Raw genomic sequence first — 23,269 nt, 5'->3', positions numbered from 1 at the left:
GTAGAAATGATGATGTCCATCCTGCCGCTGGCGGTCCTGATCCTTATCGTGTTGAGCGCGACGCTGGCCGCGTCCGAGACGGCGCTGTTCTCGATGGCGCGGCTCGAACATACGCGTGAGCAGATGAGCCTGTCGGTGCAGCATGCGCTCGACCGCCTGATGCGGCGGCCGCTCGAGTCGTTGATCGTTATCATCGGGCTCAACGAAGCGTGCAACATCTTCGCCGATTGTCTCGCGACGATCATTCTGCTGGCGTGGCTCGGCGACAAATGGGGACCGATTGTCGCGGCGCCGGGGATGCTGATGGTCGTACTTTTGTTCTGCGACATTACGCCGAAAACCTTTGCTCTTGGATTTCCGGCTGCGCTCGCGTGGCTCACCGCGCGGCCGCTGGCGGTGCTCGCAGATTTTGTTCATCCGTTCGCGCGGCATTTCACGCCGCTTGAAGAAGCGCCGCGCCCGGGTCCGGTTTCCGAAGCCGAGTTCAAGACGCTGCTCCGGCTTGGCGAGAACCAGGGACAGGTTGAGCCCGCCGAGCGCGCGATGATTCATCGCGTCTTCGATTTCGGCGCGCGGCGCGCGTCCGAGGTGATGACGCCACGCGAACGAATCTTCTCGCTCGACATCGAGATGCCGGTGGCGCAGTTGGTGGCGGAAATCGCGCACGAAAGCTTCTCGCGCGTGCCGGTCTATCGCCACAGCCAGGACAATATCGTCGGAATTCTGCACGCCAAGGATCTCGCCGCGCGGCGCCTGGAGCCATCGCCGCCGCGCGTCGAGCGCTTGGTGCGGCCGGCGTATTTTGTTCCGCCGGGCAAGCTGCTCGCGGATTTATTTGACGAGATGCGCCGCGGGCGCTTCCAGATTGCGCTGGTGGTCAACGAGTACGGCCGCCTGCTCGGCTTGGTCACGCTCGAAGATCTGCTCGAAGAATTGTTTGGCGAGATTCGCGACGAGTTCGACACTGAAATTCCCGAGCTCACGAAAATATCCGACGACGAATGGTTGGCGTCGGGCGCGGTCGCGCTGGGCAAGCTCGCCGACGCGCTCGCACCAGCGCGAGTCATCGAAGTCTATGGCGGCGGCAAGACACTGAGCAGCCTGATATTGCGCAGGCTCGGACGCGTTCCGCGCGCGGGAGAAAAGCTGAGACTCGGGGAATTCGAAGCTACCATTGAGCGCGTGCGCGGCGCGGCCGTCGAACTCGTGAGGCTGCATCGATGACGGCGATCTGGCTCGTCGTGGCGCTGGCCGGATGCCTTGTGATGCAGGCGTTTTTCGCCGCGTCCGAGATCGCACTGGTTTCCGCTGACGACTTGAAAGTTCGCGCAGGCAGCGAGGGTGGGCACGAGCGCTCGCGAGTGCTCGGCGAATTGCTCGGCAATCGCGATCGTCTGCTGGCGCTCACTCTCACCGGCACCAACCTCGCCACGGTTGTCGCGGCGGTCGTGCTCACCAGCTTTCTGCATCACAACAGGCCGCACCTGGTTTATCTCGCGCCGTTTATTTTGACTCCGATCACCCTGGTGCTGGGCGAGTCGATCCCCAAGCTGCTGACGCTTACGAACCCGCATTCGTTCGCGCTGTTCGCCGCGCGGCCGTTGCGCTTCCTCGCGACGGTGCTCGCGCCGCTGCTCGGCGCGGAAACCGTTCTGAGCAGATTGCTGCGCCGATTCGCCGGTGTGCCGGTTGACGCCGAGAGCGTGTTCCTGAGCCGCGAAGATTTAGCGCGTTTGATGCGGCGACGACCCACCGACGCCCCCGAGCAGCCGCACGACGCCATCCTGCCCGCCGAGCAACTCATGATCAGCCGCATCTTTCGCTTCTCGCAGGCCGAGGCGCGCAAGGCGATGGTGCCGCTGGTGGGCGTCGATGCGGTCCCGGAGGAAACGTCGCTTGCCGCCGCAATCGAAACGGTCCGACGCGAAGGCTTCAGCCGCATCCCGGTGTTCCGGCGTCGAATCACGGACATCGTCGGCGTCGTTCATGTCTTCGATCTTTTGCAGGCGCCCGATCTCAGCCGGCCGGTCAGCGACATAATGCGGCCCGTCAGTTATTTTCCCGAATCGATGCCGCTCGACGAGGCGCTGGTCGCTATGCAACGCACCGGGGAAAACCTGGCGGTGATCGTCGATGAGTATGGCGGCTCGGCCGGGATTCTGACGCTCGAAGATCTGGTCGAGGAGATTGTAGGCGAGATCGAGGACGAGCACGATCTTGGCGAGGAGTTGGCCAAGGTAGTCAGCCCGCGGGTGCTGACCATCGTTGGGCGCGCGCCGATTACGGAACTGAACGAGCGCTTCGGCCTCAAGCTTCCGGAGGCGGACGAGTATGCTACCATCGGCGGGCTGGTGGTCGAGCGACTCGGGCACATTCCCAGGCCTGGCGAAAAACTAATCGAGGGCGAGTTGACGATCACCGTCACGCGCAGCGATGCACGGGCGGTGCGCGAACTTATGCTGACGCTGGTGCGTCCGATCCGCCCCGAACTTCTCAAGCGGCGATGACCGAAAAGCGAATCCGACAAATTCTCGACGGTGTGGCCGCAGGCAGGATGACCCCCGGCGCGGCGTTCAAACGCATCCGCGAGTTGCCGTTCGAGGATCTTGGGTTTGCCAAGCTCGACAACCACAGGAGCGTGCGGCGCGGAATTCCCGAAGTGGTTTTCGGCGAGGGCAAGAATGCGGATCAGCTTGCGGCGATCGGACGGCGCGTGCTCGCGTCGGGAACGAATCTGATAATCACGCGGCTGGCAGCGGACAAGGCGCGCCTTGTCAAACGCAAACTTCGCGCGCTGGTGTATCGTCCCGACGCACGCATCGCCATGGTCGTGAAGGAGCGCGCGAAGCCGTTTGGGCAGGGCGTCGTGATGGTGCTGAGCGCGGGCACTTCCGACATTCCGGTTGCCGAGGAGGCCGCGCTGTGCGCCGAGCTGTTTGGCAATCGTGTCGCGCGTGTTTACGACGTCGGCGTCGCGGGAATCCATCGCCTGACTGCCAATCTCGAAGTGATTCGCGAGGCGAGTGTGCTGATCGTCGTTGCGGGAATGGAAGGCGCGCTGCCGTCGGTGGTCGCGGGCCTTGTGGACAAGCCTGTAATCGCCGTGCCAACCAGTGTTGGCTACGGCGCGTCGATGGGTGGTCTAGCGGCGCTGCTGGGAATGCTGAATTCGTGTGCGAGCGGCGTGACCGTCGTCAACATCGACAATGGTTTCGGCGCGGCGCTGGCCGCGACGCTGATCAACCGCGTGGGGATCGAGCGCGACGGCCGCTGATGGTGAAACGCACGTCAATCACCAGCGGGCGCGCGCGCCGCGCGATCAAGATGGGCGAGCTCGCGTCGCAAGTCGGCTCCAGCTACCTGTGGAATCAACTGCGGCGTCCGTTTCTGAGCGCGCCCGCGCGCGAGCGCGACCTGCTCGAGACTCACATCCGCAACGCGCAGCGGATTGTCGAGAGCTCGAAGCAGCTTCGCGGTGCGTTCATGAAGCTCATCCAGATGCTCTCGATTCGCAAGGACCTGCTGCCGGGCGAGGCGCTCGACGTGCTGCGCGCGACGCAATCGAGCGTGCCGCCGATGAGCTATGCGACAATCTCGGAACAAATCCACCGCGAGATTGGCAAGCAACCCGAGGCGCTCTTCAGGAGTTTCGACCAGACCGCATTTGCCGCCGCGTCGCTGGGCCAAGTGCATCGCGCGGTCACACGCGACGGTCTCGACGTCGCGGTGAAGATTCAGTATCCGGGCGTCGAGGATACCGTCGAGCAGGATCTACAGAATCTCAAGCTGCTGCTGCGGACGCTGCAGGCGCTCGGCCACGACGTGATGCGCCAGCAAATTGATACCAACGCGGTGTACAAGGAACTCGAGCAGCGCCTGCGCGAAGAGCTCGACTACGTGAACGAGGCGCGCAACATGACGGAGTTCGGCCGGCGTCTCGGCGCGGACTCCGAAATTATGATTCCGCACTTCGTCAAGGACCTCAGCTCGCGGCGCGTGCTGACGATGACCTACGTCGACGGCTATCCGCTTGCGGACGTGATGGGGCCGGAAGTCGATGCCGAGCTGCGCGAATGGGTCGCGATCAAAATTCACGAGTTCGCATGGCGGCAGATCCTGGAATTCGGAATGCTGCACACCGATTTTCATCCTGGCAACTACCTGGTGAGCCATCATCCGCGATTGGGCGTGCTAGACTTCGGATCGATTCGGCGGTTCCCGGAGCCCGTGCGCAAGGCGAACCTGCAAGTCGCGCGCGCGATTCTCAGCGGCGACGACAAATCGCTCGCGGCGGCGATGGTCAAGCTAGGGTATCTCGATCGCAATCAGGACGCGGCGCCGATGGTGCGAATCATTCACATCCTGTTCGAGCCGATGAGAGTGGATCGCGCCGTGGATCCGCTCGACTACGATACGGTTGGAAAGGCGGCCAAGGTCGGAGAGCTGGCGCTGGAGAACCGGCTCTACAAATCACCGGCGCACAGCGTGTTTCTGATTCGCGCACTGGTCGGGCTCGAGGGAATCACGCGCGGACTCGCGGTGAAGACCAACTACCGCCGAATCTTCGCGGACTGCGTCGAGCGAATCCCGGGATGAGCGACATTCTCGGTGCGCTGGAGCGTCATCGCGACCATCACTTCAGGCGGGTCGCGTCGCGGCGTGTGACCGGCGAGAAGAGCGCGCTCAAGTTCATCGAGGAAGTCGGATTCTGCACCGGGTTCACCTCTGGGATGGGCGTGCCTTGTCTGCGCGAGGCGATTGCAGGAACGCGCGAACCCTCGATGCCCGAGCACATCCAGCACGACTATGCGATCGGGATGACGTGGCGGATAAAAGACTCGTTGCCGCAGCGCCGCGCCGTCTACTACGGCAAGGTTATCGCGCGCCGGCCGAGTTTCATCGCGCGCGAGATGCTGGGCGTGTTTCTCAGGCTGCGCATCGAGCCGGGCGGCTATCGCAAGCTGTACCTGCGCGGCGGATTGTCGCATTGCGGCAAACTCGTGATGGACGCCCTGACCAAGCGCGGTATGGCCGAGACTCGCGTGCTGAAGTTGTCGAGCGGTTACGCGCTACCGTCGCGGCGAGCGGTGTTCGATCGTGCGATGGCGGAGTTGCAGGAAAAATTTCTCGCGCTCAAAGTGGACGAGCGCGCCGACCCGTTCAGCTACGTCTGGGACACTATGGAGCATCGATGGCCCGACGCGATTGCGGATGCGCGCAAGCTCACGCGGACGCAGGCGGCGTACGCGATCGTCGCGAAATATTTTGAGACCGCGGCGTTTGGGAGTGAGCGTGCGATCGCGCGTCTGCTGGGAATCGACGCGGCGCTGGTCGAAGGCGCGGCGCGCCGACTCGAGCGCGAGGGGGCGATTGCGCGCGGTGTGCGAATCGACGGGAATCCCAACGCGATCAGTCTGCTCTCGACGTTCGCGCCTTAGCTCGCGGCGCTTGTCGCGGGCGACCGTTCCGGTCTAAGAAGGTTCGACAGCGTCTGCGAATACTGGCGACGATTTTCGTTCGGAGGAAGAACCATGCCGCTCGACCCGCAAGTGAAAGTCCTGATGGATCAACTCGCCGCCGCGCCTGGACCCAAGCTGCATACGCTCGAGCCGGCTGAAGCGCGCCGCTTGACCGCCAACATGTTCAGAGTGCCGCCGGAGAGAGGCGAGAAAGTCGCCAAAGTTGAGGATCGCAAGATTCCCGGGCCGGCGGGAGAGATTCCGATTCGCATCTACACTCCCGAGGGCTCAGGTCCGTTTCCGGTGCTCGTGTTTTTCCACGGCGGCGGATGGGTGATTATGGACCTCGATACTCATGACGGACCGTGCCGCGCGCTTACCAAAAAGGCCGGATGCCTGACGGTGTCAGTCGGCTACCGGCTCGCGCCTGAAAGTAAATTTCCCGCCGGCGTCGAAGACTGCTTTGCCGCAACCAAGTGGGTCGCGGCGCATGCGAAGGAGCTGAACGCCGATGCGAACCGGCTTGCGGTCGGGGGCGACAGCGCGGGCGGAAACCTGTCGGCGGTGATCGCGCAGCTCGCACGCGACGCGGGCGGCCCTAAGATCGCGCTGCAGCTACTCATATACCCCGCGACCGAGGCCGAGCTCGACACCTACTCGCACAAAACTTTCACCGACTACTTTCTGACCAAGGACGACGTGATTTATTTCTGGAAGCATTACCTGCGCAGCGCGGCGGACCGCAAAGATCCGCGCGTCGCGCCCGCGTTGGCGAAGAACTTCAAGGGATTGCCGCCCGCGCTCATCATCACGGCGGAATTCGATCCGCTGCGCGATGAGGGCGAGGCCTACGGCGAGAAGCTGCGCGCCGCCGACGTGCCGGTGACCGTCACGCGCTACGAGGGAATGATCCACGGATTCTTTTCGATGTACGAAGTGCTCGACAAGGGCAAGCTTGCAATCGAGGAATCCGCCGAAGCGCTCAGGCGAGCTTTCGCGAAATAGGGGTGGGGTCACCACTGCTCGTAGTGCACTGAGCGGCGCTCGTAACCGGCGCCGCGCAGCAGGTCGCGCAATCGGATCACCCCCTTACCGACGCCGCAGATATAGAAGTGGCGCGTGCGATTGGCGTCGCGAGTGACCCATCGCGCTTGCGCCAACGCGAACAGGGCATCGTAAATCTGTTCGGGAGGCTTGATCGCAGTCTCGTACGAAAAATCGGCGGTACGCGCGAGCGCGTTGAGTTCGGCGGCATACAGGATGTGCTCGTGATCCGGTGCCGCGTAAATCAAATGGATCTTCGGCGCAGGGGATGAGGCGAGCGCCCGCTTCAGCATCGGGCGGATCGGCGCGATCGCCGTTCCTTCCGCGATAAAGCACAGTTCCGCTTCGGGCGCGCGATCGATCGTGAAGGCGCCGAACGGACCGCTGAAATCGAACGTGTCGCCGACGCGCCGCTCGAACAGCCATGCGACGCCGCGCCCGCCCTCGACCCGATTGAAGCAAATCTCAAATGGGCCGCGATTTTCCGGGTCCGACGCAATCGAGTAGGGACGCGAACGCGTTTCGTCGCCGAGCGGAATCGTGATCGAGATGAACTGGCCGGGGATAAATCGCAGATGCTTGCCGCTGGCGAGCGAGAGAAAAAGCGAGCGCGTGTCCGTCGCGTGATCGAAAAGTCTCTCGACGCGCGCATTCAGCGTCGTGCGCTTACCGGCTGAAGCGGGAGATGGTTCGCCCGTCATTCTTCGGCCGCCTCGCTGACCTGGTTAATCGTGTAGCGTGGGACCACGATGACGATTTCGGCGTCGGGATCCTCGATTACGGCCTGGCATCCCAAGCGCGACGTCGGCGTCAGTCCCGGCGCCTTGTCGAGCAGGTCCTCCTCCTGCTCGCTCGACTCGCCGAGCTTGTTGAATCCCTGCTTAACGATCACGTGGCAGGTCGTGCACGCACAATTGCCGCCGCATGCGTGCTCGAGATGGACGCCGTGACCCAGCATCACGTCGAGAATCGAGCCGGGCTTGCCGTCGTGATGGAACGGAGCCTTGGCCGGGTCGAACTCGATTACTTTTTCCGGGTCGCCGTTTTCGAATTGGATTCGCAGTTTCGCCATCGGACTCAGGCCATATTGAGATTATGCGCTGCGTCGAGGCGGTGAAACCGGCCCCTGCGACCCCGAAGCATCAGCGCTTGCATCTTCGCCCGATTTTCGCCATCATCTGACACCTCAGAAGACCGAGGGGAGAAGCGCAATGGCGACGCTGACCAAGCGGCAAAAGCAGATACTCGACTATCTGACCGACTATGACAACGAACACGGCTACAAGCCCACGCTTGCCGAAATCGGGCAATACTTCGGGTTGTCGTCGCTCGCCACCGTGCACAAGCATCTGCACAACCTCGAGCAGAAGGGCTTCATCACGCGCCAACACAATCACAGCCGGGCGCTGGAAATTGTGGCATCGGAGAAGCATGAAGCGCCAAGGGCGATCCGTTTGCTTGGCACAGTCGCGGCGGGCGCGCCGATTGAGGCGGTCGAGAACAGCGAAACGATCAGCGTGCCCGACGACTTCATTCGTCGCGACAATACTTTTTGCCTTCGCGTGAAAGGCGACTCGATGATCGAAGACGGCATTCGCGACGGCGATTACATAATCGTCGAAGGCCGCGACAGCGCCGACAACGGCGAGACGGTGGTCGCGCTGATCGGCAACGAGGCGACGGTCAAGAAGTTCTACCGCGAATCGGGCGGGCAGATCCGGCTGCAGCCTGCGAACTCGGCAATGCAACCGATCATGGTGGACGAAGGCGACCTGGCGATTCGCGGCGTGGTGGTCGGCCTGATGCGTCACTACCGCTAAGCACGGGTCGAGCGCGCGGGAACTGAGTTGAATGTGAAACCCCCGTCGGTTTCACGCTCCCTTGGGCAGGGGTGACCCCTGCACCCAGTGTTAAGATCAGAAAGATGCGGGACTTCGTCCCGGTTAGAACTGGTTGGTGGGAAGGCGCTTAGGTGCGGATGAAATGAGATTCGGCGATTGGATCGACGACCGGGATGATAACGACGAAGGCCGAGCCCCGCGGCTGCTGGCTTTGGACGAAAATTTTCCCACCTAGCGCCTCGACGTTGCGCTGAACTACGGCGAGACCCAAGCCCATTCCGCGGTGTCTGCGGATACTCGAATGCGAAAGCTGAGCGCACGGCTTGAATGCCTGCTCGAGCTTCTCGGCCCCAATTCCGGGTCCCGTGTCACGGACTTCCAGTTCAATCGCGGAGCCGAGTTGTGACGACACGGCCGGGCGGATCGCGATCGTGACGCTGCCCCGTTCGGTAAACTTGATTGCGTTGACCGCGAGGTTGAGCAGTATCGACCTGATCGGCCGCCGCCGCGAGCGAAAAACCGGGGGCGCGGTCTCGAGATCGAACTTGATTTCAAGTCCTTTGGAATCGTTGGCAGCCTCGAGCACCGGCGCGACGTCGCCGATGAGATCGTGCAGGTGGATCTCCTCTTCATCTGCCGCCTCGGCCATCGCGTCCGCGACCGAAAAGTCCATGACGTTTTCGACCGTCTGCGCCAGGTCGTGCGCGTTGGCGTTCATGCGTTCGATAATCTGCTTGTGGCGATCGCCCAGCGCTTCGCTAACCTCGTCGCGCAGGATGTCGAGATAACCGAGGAGCGCCTGAACCGGAGAGCGAAGTTCGTGCGCAAGGTTGGCAAGGGCCTCCATATGCAGCCCTTGCTCCCAGTGATCCGCCTGTATTCTCGAGCGGATTCCCCCGGCCACCGCCGACGCGACGGTTGCAACCGTCCCGTGACCATTATTTGTCAGATTCGACAACGCCTCTTTTCCGATCCCTGGTTGGCTTCGCTACGCGGTAAATTTTCTGTGCGAGCTATGCGTGCCAATTGCCATCCACATTGCGACAAAGGCTTGGCGACGTGAATCGGAAAATCACCTAAAACGCTGGGAAAAAGTACCTAGAGGAGGCGGAAAGAGTACCTAGCGAAAATCCGCCCCGAGCGCGGTGCCCAAATTTGGCCGCCGCGGGTTCTCCTCAGCACTCAAAATGTAGTCAGCACCGCGTCCGTGCTTGCTGCGAACGCGAATCCATCCTTACTCTAAAATCGACCCGGTCATCAGCAGAAACAACGGAGACCTTATTGGGAAACAATCATTGAAAACTGCAACCCTGTCATACTTCGCGCAGCTATCGCTCAGGGGCTGCCCCTCTCATATAGTGTGACTCGGACGACACTCGGTGGAACAGAAAAAACTCTCGGGCGTTGCAGCTGGCCTGATGCCCTTCGCGCCCTGGATACTCTACGGCTTCGCTTGGGGCTTTAATCACTGGCGCGTGGCGACCGGCGGCGGGTTAATCTTGTGCCTCGCATCCCTGGCCATGACGATCCGTCGCGGCGCTTCGATCAAGCTACCGGACTGGGCCACGCTGGCCTTTTTCGTGATCGCGTCGGTCATGATCATAGGACTACGCTCGACCGCGTTTACGGTTTACAGCGCGGTCGTCGTCTGGTCATGCTTCGCGTTGGCCGCCTGGGGTTCGGTCGCGATCGGCCATCCGTTCACGGCGGCCTATGCCCGCGAAACCGCACCGCCGGAATTCTGGGAACATCCGATCTTTATCCGGCTCAACCTGCTGATGACGCTAGTCTGGTGCGGATTGATGACCGTTAACATCGGTCTCGCCGTAATAGGTGTGATAGTCGGGGGCAACCTGGCCAAGCCGCTACTTAGTTATGCGCTGCCGATGGCAATGTTGATTTCAGGGTTCGCATTCAACAGCCGCTTCCCCGCGCGCTACCTCGCGCGATCCGGATTTCAGATCCCCGCGGGAAGCGCACCAGCCGCATAGTTAGTCGGAAGCAGAGACGTACCGCTTAATTTGTTCCACTCGTTCGGATAACTCTCGAGGCGCAACTCTTACGCATTCGTAGCCGAAGGAGCGATAGGTCTCGTCGTGAACTCTTTCAAATTCTAAAGACTTCTCGAAGCTGATCCTTCTGGCATCGGAAGGTTCGCAGAATCCCAGGTTCTCGATGAAGAACACCTGCTTCTCATAGATCTGCTCTTTCCTTATTCGTTCTATTTCATCGGTCAGAACTATCGAAACAGGAAAGCCGAGCCAGACGCTTAGCGCATAGGTGCATAGCGGCGACCGATCATAGAACTGCACTCCTACCACATCAGTCAGGCGCATCTGTCGAAGCTTCTGCAGATCAGTAATGTCGTCGATAAAAGAAGCAAGCGTCCATGGTTCGGCAATGCCCTGCGCCTGTCGCAGAGCGATGATGTCGGTCGCAGCTTCTTCGACAACCAGGTAACCCGCGAGTTCCAACGATCGAAGAATCGAAGTTTTACCGCATCCAGGAGTGCCAGTAAGGATGCATCGTTTCATTTTAGTCGCTTGGGAAAGCGGTCGCGTGATCTCGCCTCCTTGACAGAAAGATGACCCCATAGTAGCAACGGCTCAAAGTAACAGCAATTCGACGATTCTGAAGGGGGTGACTAATGCCTAAACCATCGTCAGACAGGAAATCCTTGTCCCCGTTTTGGGCCCGTTTTGCAAAAGCTTCGGCCTTCGTCGCCGTTTTCCTCAGTGCCGTACCTACGTACCAGCAATGGTTTAAGTCGTTCCAGTTCAACGTGCCTTTTCGAAACGTATCTGAAGCAGAAAACCAGGATGAGCTGTGGCAGGAGAACAAAGACTGTTACAAGCAGGCCACTCCCATCCAGGTAAAAACCAGTACGAATGACGCGCTCAGCGTGACCGTCTGTCCTGCCACCGGCGACATTCTTCTTGACGTACAGCGAGCCGGCGGTCATCAGCAGATAACTCGCTGGATAGGGCTACAGAATATCGAGACGACTGCGGTGGCGTCCGGTATTTTATCAACAACCGCATTTGCGGCCGAAGCACCAATTGAAATCGCGCAGGTGCCAACCGTCGTCCTCTGCCAGCGATTCCTTGGCCCCGGGCTTCTTTTGCGACGTGTTAAGTTCGCGAACGGGCAATGCGTTGACCAGCAAATCAACACATACTCGGGCCTGGTAGTGAGCACGGTGCCCGCTTCGTGCGTCCCCAATTGCTAAAGAGACACTGACGTCATCCTGAGCTCGGCGAAGGTTCTAGCGCATTCCTGAACGCGCGTCATCGGAGACGCGGTTCAGGAATAATCGGAAAAGTTAGCTAATCGCGGTGGGGTCAGGAAACTTTGTCGGGCTTTGGGGCTTCGGTGGCTTTGGCTTCGTCGGGCTTGGCGACCGTTTTGGCCGCGTCGTCGGGCTCGTTCATCGCGCGCTTGAAGTCGCGAATCGCCTTGCCCATCGCGCCGCCGACATCGCCGAGCTTGCTGGGCCCGAAGATGACCAGGATGATCAGCAAAATGATCAGCAGATGAGTTGGCGCAAAGAGGTCCATATTTTTCTCCGGGGCTGCCGCAGCCCGCCGTCCCACTGAAAAGTCTATATCCTTGACTATCGGATTGCCACGTCTATTCCCGGCGCTCACGCCGACCGTGCGGGCTCCTGATGGACCGGGCTGTCGCCATCCAGATGATAGCGCTGAACCTTGCGATACAGCGTCGAGAGGTGAATGCCTAGCACCTGCGCCGCCTTGACCTTGTCGTTTTCGACTTTGTCGAGCACGCGCTTGATATGTTCGCGCTCGAGCTCCTCGAGCGTCAGCCCCGTATTCTCGATACTCGCCATCACGGGCGACGTGCTGCGCAGCTTGTCTGGAAGGTCGTGCGAGTGGATGACGTCGGTCTCGGCCAGGATCGCGGCGCGCTCGACGGTGTTCTCGAGCTCGCGGACGTTGCCCGGCCACGCGTAGTTGAGCATCAGGCGCATCGCGCCCTTGGAAAAACGCATCGCGGTCCGCGACAGCGACTTCTCGTATTTGCGCAGGAAATGATTGGCGAGCAGCGGAATATCGTCTTGGCGCTCACGCAAGGCGGGCAGATTGATGTTGATGACGTTGATTCGGTAGAGTAGTTCCTCGCGGAAGCGGCCGGCCTTGACCTCGGCTTCGAGGTTTTTGTTGGTGGCGCACAGCACGCGCACATCGAACGCCACCGGATCGTTGGCACCGAGCGGGTAGGCCTCGCGCTCCTGCAGCGCGCGCAACAATTTCACTTGCAGCGCGAGCGGCAGCTCGCCGATCTCGTCGAGCAGGATCGTGCCCTTGTCGGCGGCTTTGAGCAGACCGACTTTGTCCTGGCCGGCGCCGGTGAACGCGCCGCGCTTGTAGCCGAACAGCTCGCTCTCGAGCAGGTTCTCCGGCAGCGCGCCGCAGTTGATCGGCAGGAAGCGGTTGTTGGCGCGATCGGAGCTGAAATGAATCGCGCGCGCGACCAGTTCCTTGCCGGTGCCCGACTCGCCGGTGATCAACACGCTCGAATCGGTGCGCGCGACTTTTTCCATCACGCGGAACGTCGCTTCGATCGCATCGCTTTTACCGATGATGCTCTCGAAGCGATATTTCTCGCGCAGTTCCTGGCGCAGAAAACGATTTTCCCGGAACAACGCCTTGCCCTCGAGCGCGTTGCGCATCACCTTTTTCAAATGATCGTTCGCAAACGGCTTGGTGATGTAATCGTAAGCGCCCTGGTGCAGCGCCTCGACCGCCGACTCGACGCTGGCGTACGCGGTGACGATTATGCCCATCACCTCGGGGTCGAGCTCGCGCATCTTGCGCAGCAGGTCGAGTCCGCTGCCGCCGCTGGTCAGGTTAAGGTCTAGAATCGCGAGATCGATTTTTTCTTTTTCGAAGATATGCAGCGCCACTTCGGCGGCCGGCGCCTCCATGACCTCGTAGCCCTCGCTACGCGCGAGCTGCACGATGATCGAGCGCATCAACGGTTCGTCTTCGACGATCAGCAGCCGGTATGGTCCCCGTTCCTGTGCGGTCCATGAAGCGTCGTTGTTCATTGAATCCCGGTCACGATGCTGCCATTTCCGCGGCCTGTTGCGCGCGCACCGCTTCCTCGGCGGCCCCGAGCGTGATCGTGACCGCAGTGCCGCGGCCGACCTCGCTGTCGACCCTAATCGTGCCCTGGTTGGACAGGATCATGCGCTGGCACAGCGACAGTCCGAGTCCGACGCCGGCGCCCGCGGGCTTGGTGGTGAAGAATGGATCGAAGACGCGCTCGAGATGTTCGCGCGGGATTCCGATTCCGTTATCCACGACCTTGATCAGCACCCGGCGCGATTTGTCCGCGCCTTGTCCGGCACGCTGGTTCTCGGTGATTACCTTGATTACGGCGCCCTCGGCGGGCGACGCGTCGGCGGCGTTGAAGAGCAGGTTGAGCAGCACCTGCTGAATTTCGTTGTCATCGGCGAAGGCGCGGCGGAGGTCGGGCGCCAGAATCGGTTCAACGCGGATGCCGCTGAAGCGCTTGTTGTAAGTGATCAGGCGCAGAGTCTCGGCGATGAGTCCGTTGACGTCCACCGGCTTGCGCTGCGCAGTGGTGGGCCGCGCGAAATTCACCAGGTCCTTGAGCGTGCTCGAGATGCGCGTGATCTGCGACAGGATGGTGTGCATCGTGGTGCGCCGCTCCGGGTCTTTCTCGCCGGTGAGTATCGATTGAACCAACGACGAGATCGACGCGAGCGGATTGTTCACCTCATGCGCGACGCCCGCCGCGAAGGTGCCGGCCGCCGCCAGCCGCTCGGCCTTGATCAGCGAGTCGAGCATTTCGCGCCGCTGCGTAACGTCGCGCAGGATCATCTGGATAAATTGTTTCTTGCCGTAGGTGATGAGCGCGGAGTTTACGTCGAAGAAAAACGGCCCAACCGGGAATTCCGAGGTCTGCGCCGATCCCTCGCGCAAAACGGTCTCGAGGCTGTCGATGACGCTTTGTCTCAGCTCCGGCGGCACCAATTCTGGCACCGGACTTCCAATGATCTCCGTCTTGGCATGCTCAAACCCGTGTTCGGCTTCCAATTGATGAAGCCGCAGGGCGGCCGCGTTCAGACCCATCACGATCCAGGTATGCGGCTCGATCTCGTACATCGGATCCGGCGCGTGGTCGATGGTGTTGCGATACTTCTCTTCGGATTCGCGCAGCAGTCGTTCGCGCGATTCGATGTAGAACTGCGAGACCATCAGGCGCCGTTCGTCGATTGCCGCGACCATCAAATCGCGCACCCGCTCCATCGAGGGACCGGTCATCGTGGATTTAACGTGATTGAGAATTATTTGTTTGAGAGCGATGTGGATAACGTTGAACTGGGACGGCTTGGCCCGCGCGAGCATCCCCTCCTGGCAATGCCGGCGCAGGTAAACGTAGGTGCAAACGTTGTCGGGATCGCGCAGATGGTCAACGAAGCGGATGAGAGCATTGACCATGTTGTCTTTGCGGCCATTCTCGTCGTACTTGGAATGACCGTGAATGATGTAGGCGATCGATTCGCCCCACTGATCGACGATCCCGTCGAAGTGCCGGTCGATCAGATCGGCCGCCTCGGCGCGAATCTGGAGGCACTCGGGGGTGCGGCTCCAGATAGTCTCGCCCCAAAGTCGCGAGAGCGATTGTTCGATCTCGGCGAGCTGGCTTCTTATCGCCTGCAGCTCTTCAGGGGTCGCCTCAATCGGCGCGTCGTTTGTTTCACGATGCATTTTCGACTTTGAAGGTCTGTCGCATCCACAGGAGAACGGTAGTTTCATTACGGTACAACCCGGTGGGAAGATTTCAGTGTTGATATCTCGTCTGAGCTATAACATTCGCAAAATAACCAATCTAGCGTGTGCATTGAGGCGGCATCCTGCTTGATTTTACACCGTGCGAATTGCGGTGCTCGGTGGCCGGAGGCGCAAATCGTACATGGTCATCCCAATTGGTTTGTCTCGGGCGCATTGTTGGCCGAATAAGCTCGATAATAGCTGTGTTTTTCCGGTGGCACGGCTTTGGCAACTGGGTCCTTATCGAGAGGACGCCCACATCCATGCTTACCAATTCCGGCCGTACGCATAGCGTAACATCACACGGTAAGTTCCTTTCCCGCGCAGGACAGAAGTTCTTTTTCAAGGCGATGCGGCTCACTGAGGTGGGCGGATCGCTCGACTTCGGACAGAAGCTCAAACTACGAAAACGGCTCGACGACCTCAGGACGTCGCACACGACCGGTCTGGTGCTGACGGAGGCGCAGTCGCAGCCATGCCTCGACATCGCTGCGCAGTCGGGACTGGTCGCGATGATCGAATTGAGAATCACGGCGGACGAACTGACGAGCCGCCGCGGATTCAAATCCGTCGTCTCGCGAATCGCGCACACTGCAAATATTTTCAGCCGGCATCCGGCCCTGATCGGTTACATCCTCGATTGCGAGATTGCCCAGGACGCGCTGCGCGCGGGCGGACTCGAGAACGCGCGGCGGCGAGTGCGCAGCGTCGTGAAGACGATCAAGGGGCGCGCGCCCGTGGCGATGGTCGGAATAAAGGTGCGGCCGGAGACCCGCGCACTTTCGATTTTGGAAGAAGATTTTCTCTACGCGGAAATCCCGGCGCTCGCGCCGGTCGAGATTCGCGATTTCGTCGTCGCCCTGCACAACGTCGCGGAAGCGCGTCCCGTGCTGATCGAATTCAAGGATGCATCGCCGGGGCAGGACGAAGCGGTAGCAGTGGCGTTTGGCACGGGTGCGGCTGGCGTGGTTGCTCCGCCGGTTCCCGCTCCGGCTTCTCACGACTGGCTTGGCGTGCGCATGATGCGCGCGCCGGATGTGATGCCGTTCGTGACGCTCAACGGCACCTGCCCGCCGCGGCCCGCGAAGCTGCCGATGGTGTCGGTAGTGATTTGCGCGTACAACGCGGAGCGCACGATGCGGCCCTGTCTGGAGTCGCTGCGGCGCCTGGACTACCCGAATTTCGAGGTCGTCATCGTCGACGACGGCTCGCGCGACAAGACCGCCGATATCTCGATGGACTTTCCGGAGTTCCGGCTCATCCGCCAGCCCAACAAGGGGTTGAGCGTCGCGCGCAACGTCGGGATGCATGCGGCGCGCGGCGAGTTCATCGCGTATACCGATTCGGACTGCGTCGTCGATCCGCACTGGCTGACGCTGATGGTCCGCTCGATGGTCGAAAACAACTTCGACGGATGCGGCGGGCCGAATTACGCGCCGCACGAAGACGGATGGATCGAAGCGAGCTGCGCGGCGTCGGCGGGGGCGCCGTGCCACGTGCTGGTAGCCGAGGATCGCGCGGAGCATCTCGCGGGCTGCAACATGGTCTTCTCGAAAGCGGCGCTCGCAAAGATTGGCGGCTTCGATCCGCAGTTCAGGACCGCGGGCGACGACGTTGATATTTGCTGGCGGATGCTAGCGGAGGGCTACAAGCTGGGGTTCTCGCCGGCTGCATTCGTCTGGCACTTCCGGCGCAACACGGTCAAGGCTTACTACGGACAGCAGCGCGGTTACGGCCGTGCCGAGGCGATGCTGTTTCCGAAATATCCCGAGCGCTTCAACGTAATGGGCCAAATCGCATGGCGCGGCACGATTCCCGGTCTTGCGCGCACTATTCCCGGTGGCAACCGCAAACGCGTGCTGTGGAATGCGACTGCGGGTGCGCAGTCGCTGTTCGATCCCGGCCTGACGCTGGCCAAAGTTCTGCCGCAGACGCTCGAGTGGACCGTGCTCTCGGCAGTCGCGATGGTCGCGTCGATCGTGCTGGGCGTGTCTCTGATTCCGGCGGCCGCGATGCTGGCGCTGGGGCCGATTTGGGCGCTCTACTATGCTTGGTATGCGCCGCTCGATAAATCTCACGAAGGTTTTACGGCGCGACTGCTGATCGCGTATCTCGCTTACACGGGGCCGATGGTGCGAACGATGACGCGCTACAAGACGCGAGCGAAAGCCCTGACGGGACTCGGGGGCGCGGACGGCGTACGCCAGCGCCCGACGATCAACTGGCTCCGCCGCACGGTGCGGCTGGACTACTGGAACAACGAGAGCATCGCGCGCGACCGCCTGATGGACAAGATGCTGAAGCTGTTCGCGCGCAGCGGGCACGGCGCAATCGTCGATGCGGGCTGGAACGACTACGACCTGGAAGTGCGGCCGAATCCGTGGACGCGAATCGAGCTCAAGACCGCCGACGAAGAGCACGAAGCGGGCAAGGTCACCAATCACGTACTGGCGCGAATAAAGTTCACGCGAATCTCGACGCTGGCTCTGGCGGCGGGTGCGCTGAGCGCAGCAGGGGTGGCTATCGCCGGACTACCTGAAATCGCGCTCGGCCTGGCAGCACTCACGATAGCGGGCGGGGTGTGCATAGCTGCGGAGATGGTCGAGGCAGGACGCCTCGCGCATCGCGCGACCGAGGAATGCGCCACCGAACTGAATCTCGCGCCGCTAGGCGTCCTGATACGCCAGCCGTCGACCGCGGAAGCCACAGCAGCGGCGCGCGAACCAGCGCGCGTGCGGGTGGCGTCGCAAGAACGTATCGCCGAATAGATCCCACTGAACGTCCGGCTGCTCTTTTGTGTCAGGAAGCGAGCAACGCGAGCGTGAGGAAGGATCTCGGACAGCGGGGCGTTAAGCGACGCCGGTTCCGGTTTTGTGCTGCTGCATCCGATCAGAATCCTGAGCTTTGCGCAACGACATCAACGAAGACCGCTTCGCGATTTCAGAACCGGTGCCGGCTTCGCTGGCGCGAAGCTGTCCGAGATCCTTCGCTGCGCTCGCGTTGCTCGCTACGCTCAGGATGACAAGTACAAGTATTGCCTGATAGGAAATGAACTAGTCTTCTAAAATTTTGTGGATCGATTCGAGGTCGCGGCGCACCTCATTCAGTACGCGGCGGGCTTGGCCGTCGATTGCGGGCGGCTGCGACGATGCGCGCTCCGATGAAGCGGGCGCACTCTTCGGCAAGGGCTTGCCGCTCATCAGGGCGTCGATGCCGAATTCCTTGATGTGCTTGTTGGCGCCGACGATCGTGAAGCCTTCGTCGTGCAGCAGGCGCTTGATGTGGCGCAGCACTTCGAGATCCTTTTCCTGGTAGAAGCGATGCTTGGTGCGGGTGTGCTTCGGTTTCAGGAACGGGAACTGGGTTTCCCAGAAGCGCAGCACATAGGTCTCGACGCCGAGCGCGCGCGCTGCTTCGCCGATCTTCAGACCGCGCTCTGGAATCGCTGAAATCGTTGCGGGCTTTTGCGGGGCAGGGATTCGCCGCCGAACTGATGGCTGGCGCGAGCGCGGCATCGGCGTCATACCCCCGGCTTGGCGCCGTTGTTGACCCGCTCCTTCAACACCTGGCTCGGCTTGAAGGACAGCACGCGGCGCGAATCGATGGTGATGGGCTCGCCGGTCTGCGGGTTGCGCCCGCGGCGCGCATGTTTTTGATTGACGAGAAAGGTGCCGAAGCCGGAAATTTTCACTTTCTGACCATGGCGCAACGCATCCCTGATGATCGCGAACACCGCTTCGACCACTTCACAGGCTTCCTTCTTTGAGGAGCCTATCCGCTCGTAGATTAGATCTACAAGATCTGCTTTGGTCATGCCCTGCGGCGTAACGATCCCCACCCGCTCGCGTTAGGCACGCTTCACTGCCGCAACTCGGCCCCTAAACGCATCCGTGCCTGCTCGACCAGCACGGCGTGAATGCGGTTAACCTCCTCATCGGTCAGCGTGCGATCCTTTGCACGGTAACGACAAGCCAACGCCACACTCTTCTTACCGGCGGCCACTGCGGTCCCCTCGTACACGTCGAACACCTCGACGCTCTCGAGCAGCGACGCGCCGCATTCCCGGATGGTCTTGACTACCATATCCGCCGGGAAATTCCGATCCAGCACCAAGGCCAAATCACGCCTGATAGCGGGAAATTTTGGCGGCGGCTGGAAAGTTTTGCGCGGCGAGAAACCATAGGCAATGAGACTACTCAAGTCAAGTTCATAGACCGCGCAGGGATCGTTCAGATCAAGACGCATCGCTTCCGCCGGATGCAACTCGCCGACGAGACCGAGCGGCGCACCGTCGAGCGTAACGATAGCGCTGCGCCCGGGATGCAGGAATGGCGCATCGGCGGGCGCGATAGCCTTGAACGCCACGTGCGGTGAGATTCCGATCGCGTCGAAGTAGGTCTCGAGAATTCCCTTGATCGAAAAAAATCCCGCCGTGACGCTCTGCTCGCCGATCGCGGAGAGCGCGTAGTGTCCGTAGCTGACGGCCGCGATGTGAAGGTGTTCGGTCGCGATGTTGCCGTCCATGCGAAACGTGTTGCCGATTTCAAACGCGTGAAAGGCGCGCGCCTCGCGGTTCAAATTGAACCTTAGCGAGGTCACAAGTCCCGGCATCAGGCTGACGCGCAGCTCGCTCAGTTCGGCGGACAGCGGATTGGTCACTTTGACGGGACGTATCGCGGCTTGGATCCCGGAGAAGCGCGCGTTGTCGGCGGGCGCGATGAACGCAATGGTCGCGGCCTCAGTCAGGCCGCATCCCAGCATCACCTCGCGCGTGCCCTTGATGAACTCGCGCTCACGATTTACGGGAGCCAGCGCACTTACGCGCGCAGGGAGCAGGGCAGGAATGTCTTCGAGGCCGCCGAGCCTCACGACTTCCTCGATCAGGTCGGCCTGCTCGACGAGATCGCTGCGGAACGAGGGAGGCACTACCGCGAGCACGCCCTTGGCGCGCGTGCTCACCTGCGCGCCGAGCGATTTGAGACGGCTCCGCGCGACAATCGGCGGTATCGAGGCGCCGAGCAGCGATTCCATCGCGCCGAGATCGAGTGCAATCTCGCGCGGCTCGGCTTTGCGCGGCTCGAAGTCGGCTATTGGCGATGCCTCGCGTCCGCGCGCGATTTTGCGGATCAGTTCGGCGGCGCGAATCAGAGCGCCGACTTGTCCCGCTCGATCGATGCCTCGCTCGAAGCGGTAACTCGCCTCGCTGCGCAGACCGAGACGCCGGGCCGTGCGCGCGACGGTCATCGGCTCGAAGTATGCGCTCTCGAGCAAAATAGTTTCCGTCGGATCGCTGACCTCGGAGTTGAGACCGCCCATAACGCCCGCGATTGCGAGCGGCTTGTCGCTGTCAGCGATCAGCAGATCGTTCGCGTCGAGCGCGCGTGTAACGTTGTCGAGCGTTACAAACTCTCGCGTCTCGCCGGCGCGACGAACGACTATCTTGCCCTCCGCGATCTTGCCGAAGTCGAACGCGTGCAACGGCTGCCCCAGCTCGAGCATCACGTAGTTGGTCGCATCGACGACGTTGTTCAGCGCGCGCATCCCGCACAGCTCGAGCCGCCGCTTCAGCCACGCCGGCGAAGGACCGACCTTGATTCCGGTCATCGCGAGCGCGGCGTAACGCGGGCAAAGATCGGGCGCGTCGATTGAAACCGAAATCGAAAACTGCGCGCCGTCGGGCGAGCCGGCCGAATGCGCCGCGCGCAGCCGGGGCGCGCGCAGTCTGCCGGCGAACAACGCGGCGACCTCGCGCGCGAGGCCGAGAATCGACAGGCAATCGCCGCGATTCGGCGTGATTTCGACATCGAGCACCGTTTCGTCGAGGTGCAAATACGCGGCCACGTCGCCACCTAGTGGCGCGTCGGCGCCGAGCGCAAGAATTCCCGCGTGATCCTGCGAAAGGCCGAGCTCGCGCTCCGAGCAGAGCATGCCCTCAGAACGCTCACCGCGAATGACTGCCGCCTCAAGCGGCGGTTCTTTGCCGAGCTGCGCGCCAACCAGGGCGAGCGGCGCGATCATGCCGACCTTCACGTTGGGCGCGCCGCACACGACTTTGAATTGGCCTTTCGCGCCCGCGTCAACGTCGCAAAGATTCAGCCGGTCCGCGTTGGGATGCTTCTCGACATTGACTACTCGCGCGGCGAACACGCCAGCGAATCCCGGCTTGAGCTGCTCGACATTCTCGACGACCAGCCCCGCGTAACTAAGACGACGCGAAATTTCCTCGACGGGCGCATCGACGCTCATGAAGTCGCGCATCCAACTGAGCGGCAGCTTCATCGCACACCTCCGCTCAGCGCCGGGAACTGGCCCAGGAAGCGAAGGTCGTTCTCGAAGAACAGCCGCATGTCGTCAACCCCGAGCTTCAGCAGCCCGGTGCGCTCGACGCCCATGCCGAAGGCGAAGCCCTGGTACTCGTCAGGGTTGTACTCGACTGCGCGCATCACGTTCGGGTGGATCATTCCGCAGCCGAGCACTTCGGTCCATCCGGAATACTTGCAGACCGGGCAGCCCGCGCCGTCGCATAGCAGGCAATGCATGTCGAGCTCGGCGCTCGGCTCGGTGAACGGAAAATAGCTCGAGCGAAAGCGCACCGCGGTCGTGCCGAAAAACGCGCGCGCGAATTCGGTCAGCACGCCCTTGAGATGCGCCATCGTGATACGCCCGCGCTTATCGACCATGAAGCCCTCGATCTGCGTGAACATCGGCGAGGCGCGCACCGACAGGTCGTCGCGCCGATAGCATCGCCCGGGACAAACGACCGCGAGCGGCGGCCGACGCTTTTCCATCACGCGGATCTGGCCGTTCGACGTATGCGTCCGCAGCAGCATCCCGCCGTCGATGTAGAAGGTGTCCTGCATGTCGCGCGCGGGATGATGCGGCGTGAAGTTGAGCGCGGCGAAATTGTGGAAGTCGTCCTCGATATCCTGGGTCATCGCGACTTCGAAGCCCATCGATTCGAAGATCTGGAGCATCTTTTCGAGAATGTCGGTGATTGGATGGATGTGGCCGCGCGCGATGCGCATCCCGGGCAGCGTCACGTCGAGGCGTTTTTCATTGAGCGACTTCGTCAACGCAGCGACCTTGAGCTTCTCGCTGAGAGTCTCGGTGCGCTCTTCGACTTCGCGCTTGATCTGGTTGATGAGCTGGCCGATGGCGGGGCGCTCGGCGTTGGGCACCTCGCGCATCCCGCGCATGATTTCAGTCAGCTCGCCGGAGCGCCCTAGCACGCGCACGCGCACCGCGTCGATTTGCGCTTCGCCGGCGTCGTCGCCGAGTTCCGCCATCGCGCGGCGCCTGATTTCCTCGAGTTGTTCTCTCATCGTGCTATTCCCCGAACATCCTGCTCAGTCTCGTGCAATGTTGCACGCGCGCCAAAAACAAAAAACCACGTGGGCGATCACCCACATGGTCTCCTGGTGCGCGGCGCTTTCTAACGGCGGGGCTCTATGCTGCTTTTGAACCGAGCGCGCTGATAGCGGTGCGCACCAGCTCGGTAAACAATGCGTCCCGCTCCTGCGCGAGCTTCGCCAGCATCTTGCGGTCGACCTCGACGCCCGCCTTCTTCAGCCCGTTCATCAGCGCGCTGTATGAGATTCCGCTTTCGCGCGCGAGCGCGTTGATGCGCGCAATCCACAGCGTGCGATAGTCCCGCTTCTTGGCCTTGCGATCGCGGTAGGCATAGGTGAGACCCTTCTCGAGCGTCGAGCGGGCCTGCCGGTAAAGTTTGCGCCCACCGACAAAACCGGAGGCGAGCTTGAGTTGACGCTTATGACGGCGGCGCGTCTTGGGTCCGCCTTTGGCGCGAGGCATCGGAGTGCAGTCCTTCCTTGATAGATATCGGGTGAGTTGATTTTTTAGCTGGCCGCGTTCAGGCGTACGGCATCATTATTTTAATTTTTTCGGCGTCGGCCTTTCCCAGAATACCGGTCCTGCGCAGGCGCGCCTTCTGTTTCGGATTCTTGGCCGAGAACATGTGGCGGGCGTACGCGTGCTTGAACTTGACCTTGCCGCTCTTGCTCACGGTGAACCGCTTGGCGGCGGTTCGGCTGGTCCTGATTTTCGGCATGACGATTAGTCGCTTTGCTTCCCTGAAATTTTTTCT

At 61.4% G+C, this 23,269-nt stretch carries 23 protein-coding genes; 10 read left to right on the top strand and 13 right to left on the bottom strand.

Features of this window, described 5'->3' with window-relative positions:
• The first annotated feature begins 6 nt into the window (after positions 1–6).
• The 6 genes from VJX68_RS09930 (at position 7) to VJX68_RS09905 (ending at position 6,464) form a co-directional block, all read left to right on the top strand.
• The gene (locus tag VJX68_RS09930; RefSeq protein WP_324095526.1) at positions 7–1,224 is read left to right on the top strand and encodes a hemolysin family protein; all 1,218 of its coding nucleotides are present in this window, start codon (positions 7–9) and stop codon (positions 1,222–1,224) included.
• A complete protein-coding gene (locus tag VJX68_RS09925; protein ID WP_324095525.1) occupies positions 1,221–2,507 on the top strand; it encodes a hemolysin family protein in 1,287 nt (428 codons plus the stop codon). The genes VJX68_RS09930 and VJX68_RS09925 overlap by 4 nt, the downstream gene beginning before the upstream one ends.
• Positions 2,504–3,274, top strand: a complete 771-nt coding sequence (gene larB / locus VJX68_RS09920) for a nickel pincer cofactor biosynthesis protein LarB (RefSeq protein ID WP_324095524.1) — start codon at positions 2,504–2,506, stop codon at positions 3,272–3,274. Before VJX68_RS09925 ends, larB begins: the two co-directional genes overlap by 4 nt.
• The gene (locus VJX68_RS09915; protein WP_324095523.1) at positions 3,274–4,596 is read left to right on the top strand and encodes an ABC1 kinase family protein; all 1,323 of its coding nucleotides are present in this window, start codon (positions 3,274–3,276) and stop codon (positions 4,594–4,596) included. The genes larB and VJX68_RS09915 overlap by 1 nt, the downstream gene beginning before the upstream one ends.
• The gene (locus VJX68_RS09910) at positions 4,593–5,438 is read left to right on the top strand and encodes an AlkZ-related protein (protein WP_324095522.1); all 846 of its coding nucleotides are present in this window, start codon (positions 4,593–4,595) and stop codon (positions 5,436–5,438) included. Before VJX68_RS09915 ends, VJX68_RS09910 begins: the two co-directional genes overlap by 4 nt.
• Positions 5,439–5,531: 93 nt before the next feature.
• Positions 5,532–6,464, top strand: a complete 933-nt coding sequence (locus tag VJX68_RS09905; protein WP_324095521.1) for an alpha/beta hydrolase — start codon at positions 5,532–5,534, stop codon at positions 6,462–6,464.
• Between the two features lie 8 nt (positions 6,465–6,472).
• On the opposite strand, the gene VJX68_RS09900 is transcribed toward VJX68_RS09905, so the two are convergent.
• Both VJX68_RS09900 and VJX68_RS09895 read right to left on the bottom strand, forming a co-directional pair.
• A complete protein-coding gene (locus tag VJX68_RS09900; protein WP_324095520.1) occupies positions 6,473–7,204 on the bottom strand; it encodes a ferredoxin--NADP reductase in 732 nt (243 codons plus the stop codon).
• Complete coding sequence (locus VJX68_RS09895; protein WP_324095519.1) at positions 7,201–7,575, bottom strand: 2Fe-2S iron-sulfur cluster-binding protein; 375 nt, start codon at positions 7,573–7,575, stop codon at positions 7,201–7,203. Before VJX68_RS09895 ends, VJX68_RS09900 begins: the two co-directional genes overlap by 4 nt.
• A gap of 139 nt (positions 7,576–7,714) precedes the next feature.
• Here VJX68_RS09895 and lexA point away from each other — a divergent pair, with 139 nt between their 5' ends.
• The gene (gene lexA / locus VJX68_RS09890; RefSeq protein ID WP_324095518.1) at positions 7,715–8,323 is read left to right on the top strand and encodes a transcriptional repressor LexA; all 609 of its coding nucleotides are present in this window, start codon (positions 7,715–7,717) and stop codon (positions 8,321–8,323) included.
• Between the two features lie 148 nt (positions 8,324–8,471).
• Here the strand turns inward: lexA and VJX68_RS09885 are convergent, their stop codons facing one another.
• Positions 8,472–9,302, bottom strand: coding sequence for a sensor histidine kinase (locus VJX68_RS09885; protein ID WP_324095517.1), 831 nt, complete (start codon positions 9,300–9,302; stop codon positions 8,472–8,474).
• A gap of 421 nt (positions 9,303–9,723) precedes the next feature.
• Between VJX68_RS09885 and VJX68_RS09880 the strand changes: the two genes are divergently transcribed.
• Positions 9,724–10,335 (top strand): hypothetical protein, encoded by a 612-nt coding sequence (locus VJX68_RS09880; protein ID WP_324095516.1) that lies wholly within the window; start codon positions 9,724–9,726, stop codon positions 10,333–10,335.
• Here VJX68_RS09880 and VJX68_RS09875 read toward each other — a convergent pair whose 3' ends face one another.
• A complete protein-coding gene (locus VJX68_RS09875; protein WP_324095515.1) occupies positions 10,336–10,878 on the bottom strand; it encodes an AAA family ATPase in 543 nt (180 codons plus the stop codon). It lies immediately after the preceding gene.
• Between the two features lie 113 nt (positions 10,879–10,991).
• Here VJX68_RS09875 and VJX68_RS09870 point away from each other — a divergent pair, with 113 nt between their 5' ends.
• Complete coding sequence (locus tag VJX68_RS09870; protein WP_324095514.1) at positions 10,992–11,573, top strand: hypothetical protein; 582 nt, start codon at positions 10,992–10,994, stop codon at positions 11,571–11,573.
• Positions 11,574–11,685: 112 nt separating this feature from the next.
• Here VJX68_RS09870 and tatA read toward each other — a convergent pair whose 3' ends face one another.
• The 3 genes from tatA to VJX68_RS09855 all read right to left on the bottom strand — a co-directional run bounded on the left by tatA (position 11,686) and on the right by VJX68_RS09855 (position 15,102).
• Entirely contained in the window at positions 11,686–11,901 is a 216-nt protein-coding gene (tatA, locus tag VJX68_RS09865; protein ID WP_324095513.1) for a twin-arginine translocase TatA/TatE family subunit, read from the bottom strand.
• An 86-nt stretch (positions 11,902–11,987) separates the two neighbouring features.
• Positions 11,988–13,412, bottom strand: a complete 1,425-nt coding sequence (locus VJX68_RS09860) for a sigma-54-dependent transcriptional regulator (RefSeq protein ID WP_324095512.1) — start codon at positions 13,410–13,412, stop codon at positions 11,988–11,990.
• 10 nt (positions 13,413–13,422) lie between these two features.
• Positions 13,423–15,102 (bottom strand): two-component system sensor histidine kinase NtrB, encoded by a 1,680-nt coding sequence (locus VJX68_RS09855; RefSeq protein WP_324095511.1) that lies wholly within the window; start codon positions 15,100–15,102, stop codon positions 13,423–13,425.
• Positions 15,103–15,428: 326 nt separating this feature from the next.
• Here VJX68_RS09855 and VJX68_RS09850 point away from each other — a divergent pair, with 326 nt between their 5' ends.
• A complete protein-coding gene (locus VJX68_RS09850) occupies positions 15,429–17,933 on the top strand; it encodes a glycosyltransferase family 2 protein (RefSeq protein ID WP_324095510.1) in 2,505 nt (834 codons plus the stop codon).
• A gap of 285 nt (positions 17,934–18,218) precedes the next feature.
• Here VJX68_RS09850 and VJX68_RS09845 read toward each other — a convergent pair whose 3' ends face one another.
• From VJX68_RS09845 to rpmI, 6 genes are all read right to left on the bottom strand, one after another.
• Complete coding sequence (locus tag VJX68_RS09845) at positions 18,219–18,689, bottom strand: MerR family transcriptional regulator (protein WP_324095509.1); 471 nt, start codon at positions 18,687–18,689, stop codon at positions 18,219–18,221.
• Positions 18,686–18,979 (bottom strand): integration host factor subunit alpha, encoded by a 294-nt coding sequence (locus VJX68_RS09840; protein WP_349255905.1) that lies wholly within the window; start codon positions 18,977–18,979, stop codon positions 18,686–18,688. Before VJX68_RS09840 ends, VJX68_RS09845 begins: the two co-directional genes overlap by 4 nt.
• Before the next feature lie 44 nt (positions 18,980–19,023).
• On the bottom strand, positions 19,024–21,444 hold the full coding sequence (gene pheT / locus VJX68_RS09835; protein ID WP_324095507.1) for a phenylalanine--tRNA ligase subunit beta: 2,421 nt from the start codon (positions 21,442–21,444) through the stop codon (positions 19,024–19,026).
• Positions 21,441–22,487, bottom strand: coding sequence for a phenylalanine--tRNA ligase subunit alpha (locus tag VJX68_RS09830; protein WP_324095506.1), 1,047 nt, complete (start codon positions 22,485–22,487; stop codon positions 21,441–21,443). The genes pheT and VJX68_RS09830 overlap by 4 nt, the downstream gene beginning before the upstream one ends.
• A 124-nt stretch (positions 22,488–22,611) precedes the next feature.
• Entirely contained in the window at positions 22,612–22,977 is a 366-nt protein-coding gene (gene rplT, locus VJX68_RS09825; RefSeq protein WP_324095505.1) for a 50S ribosomal protein L20, read from the bottom strand.
• 58 nt (positions 22,978–23,035) lie between these two features.
• A complete protein-coding gene (rpmI, locus tag VJX68_RS09820) occupies positions 23,036–23,233 on the bottom strand; it encodes a 50S ribosomal protein L35 (RefSeq protein ID WP_324095504.1) in 198 nt (65 codons plus the stop codon).
• Positions 23,234–23,269 lie beyond the last annotated feature (36 nt).

The sequence above is a fragment of the Binatus sp. (SeqCode) genome, from assembly GCF_035272065.1.
Lineage (GTDB): Bacteria > Desulfobacterota > Binatia > Binatales > Binataceae > Binatus.
This window is presented reverse-complemented; position numbering and strand designations above follow the sequence as displayed.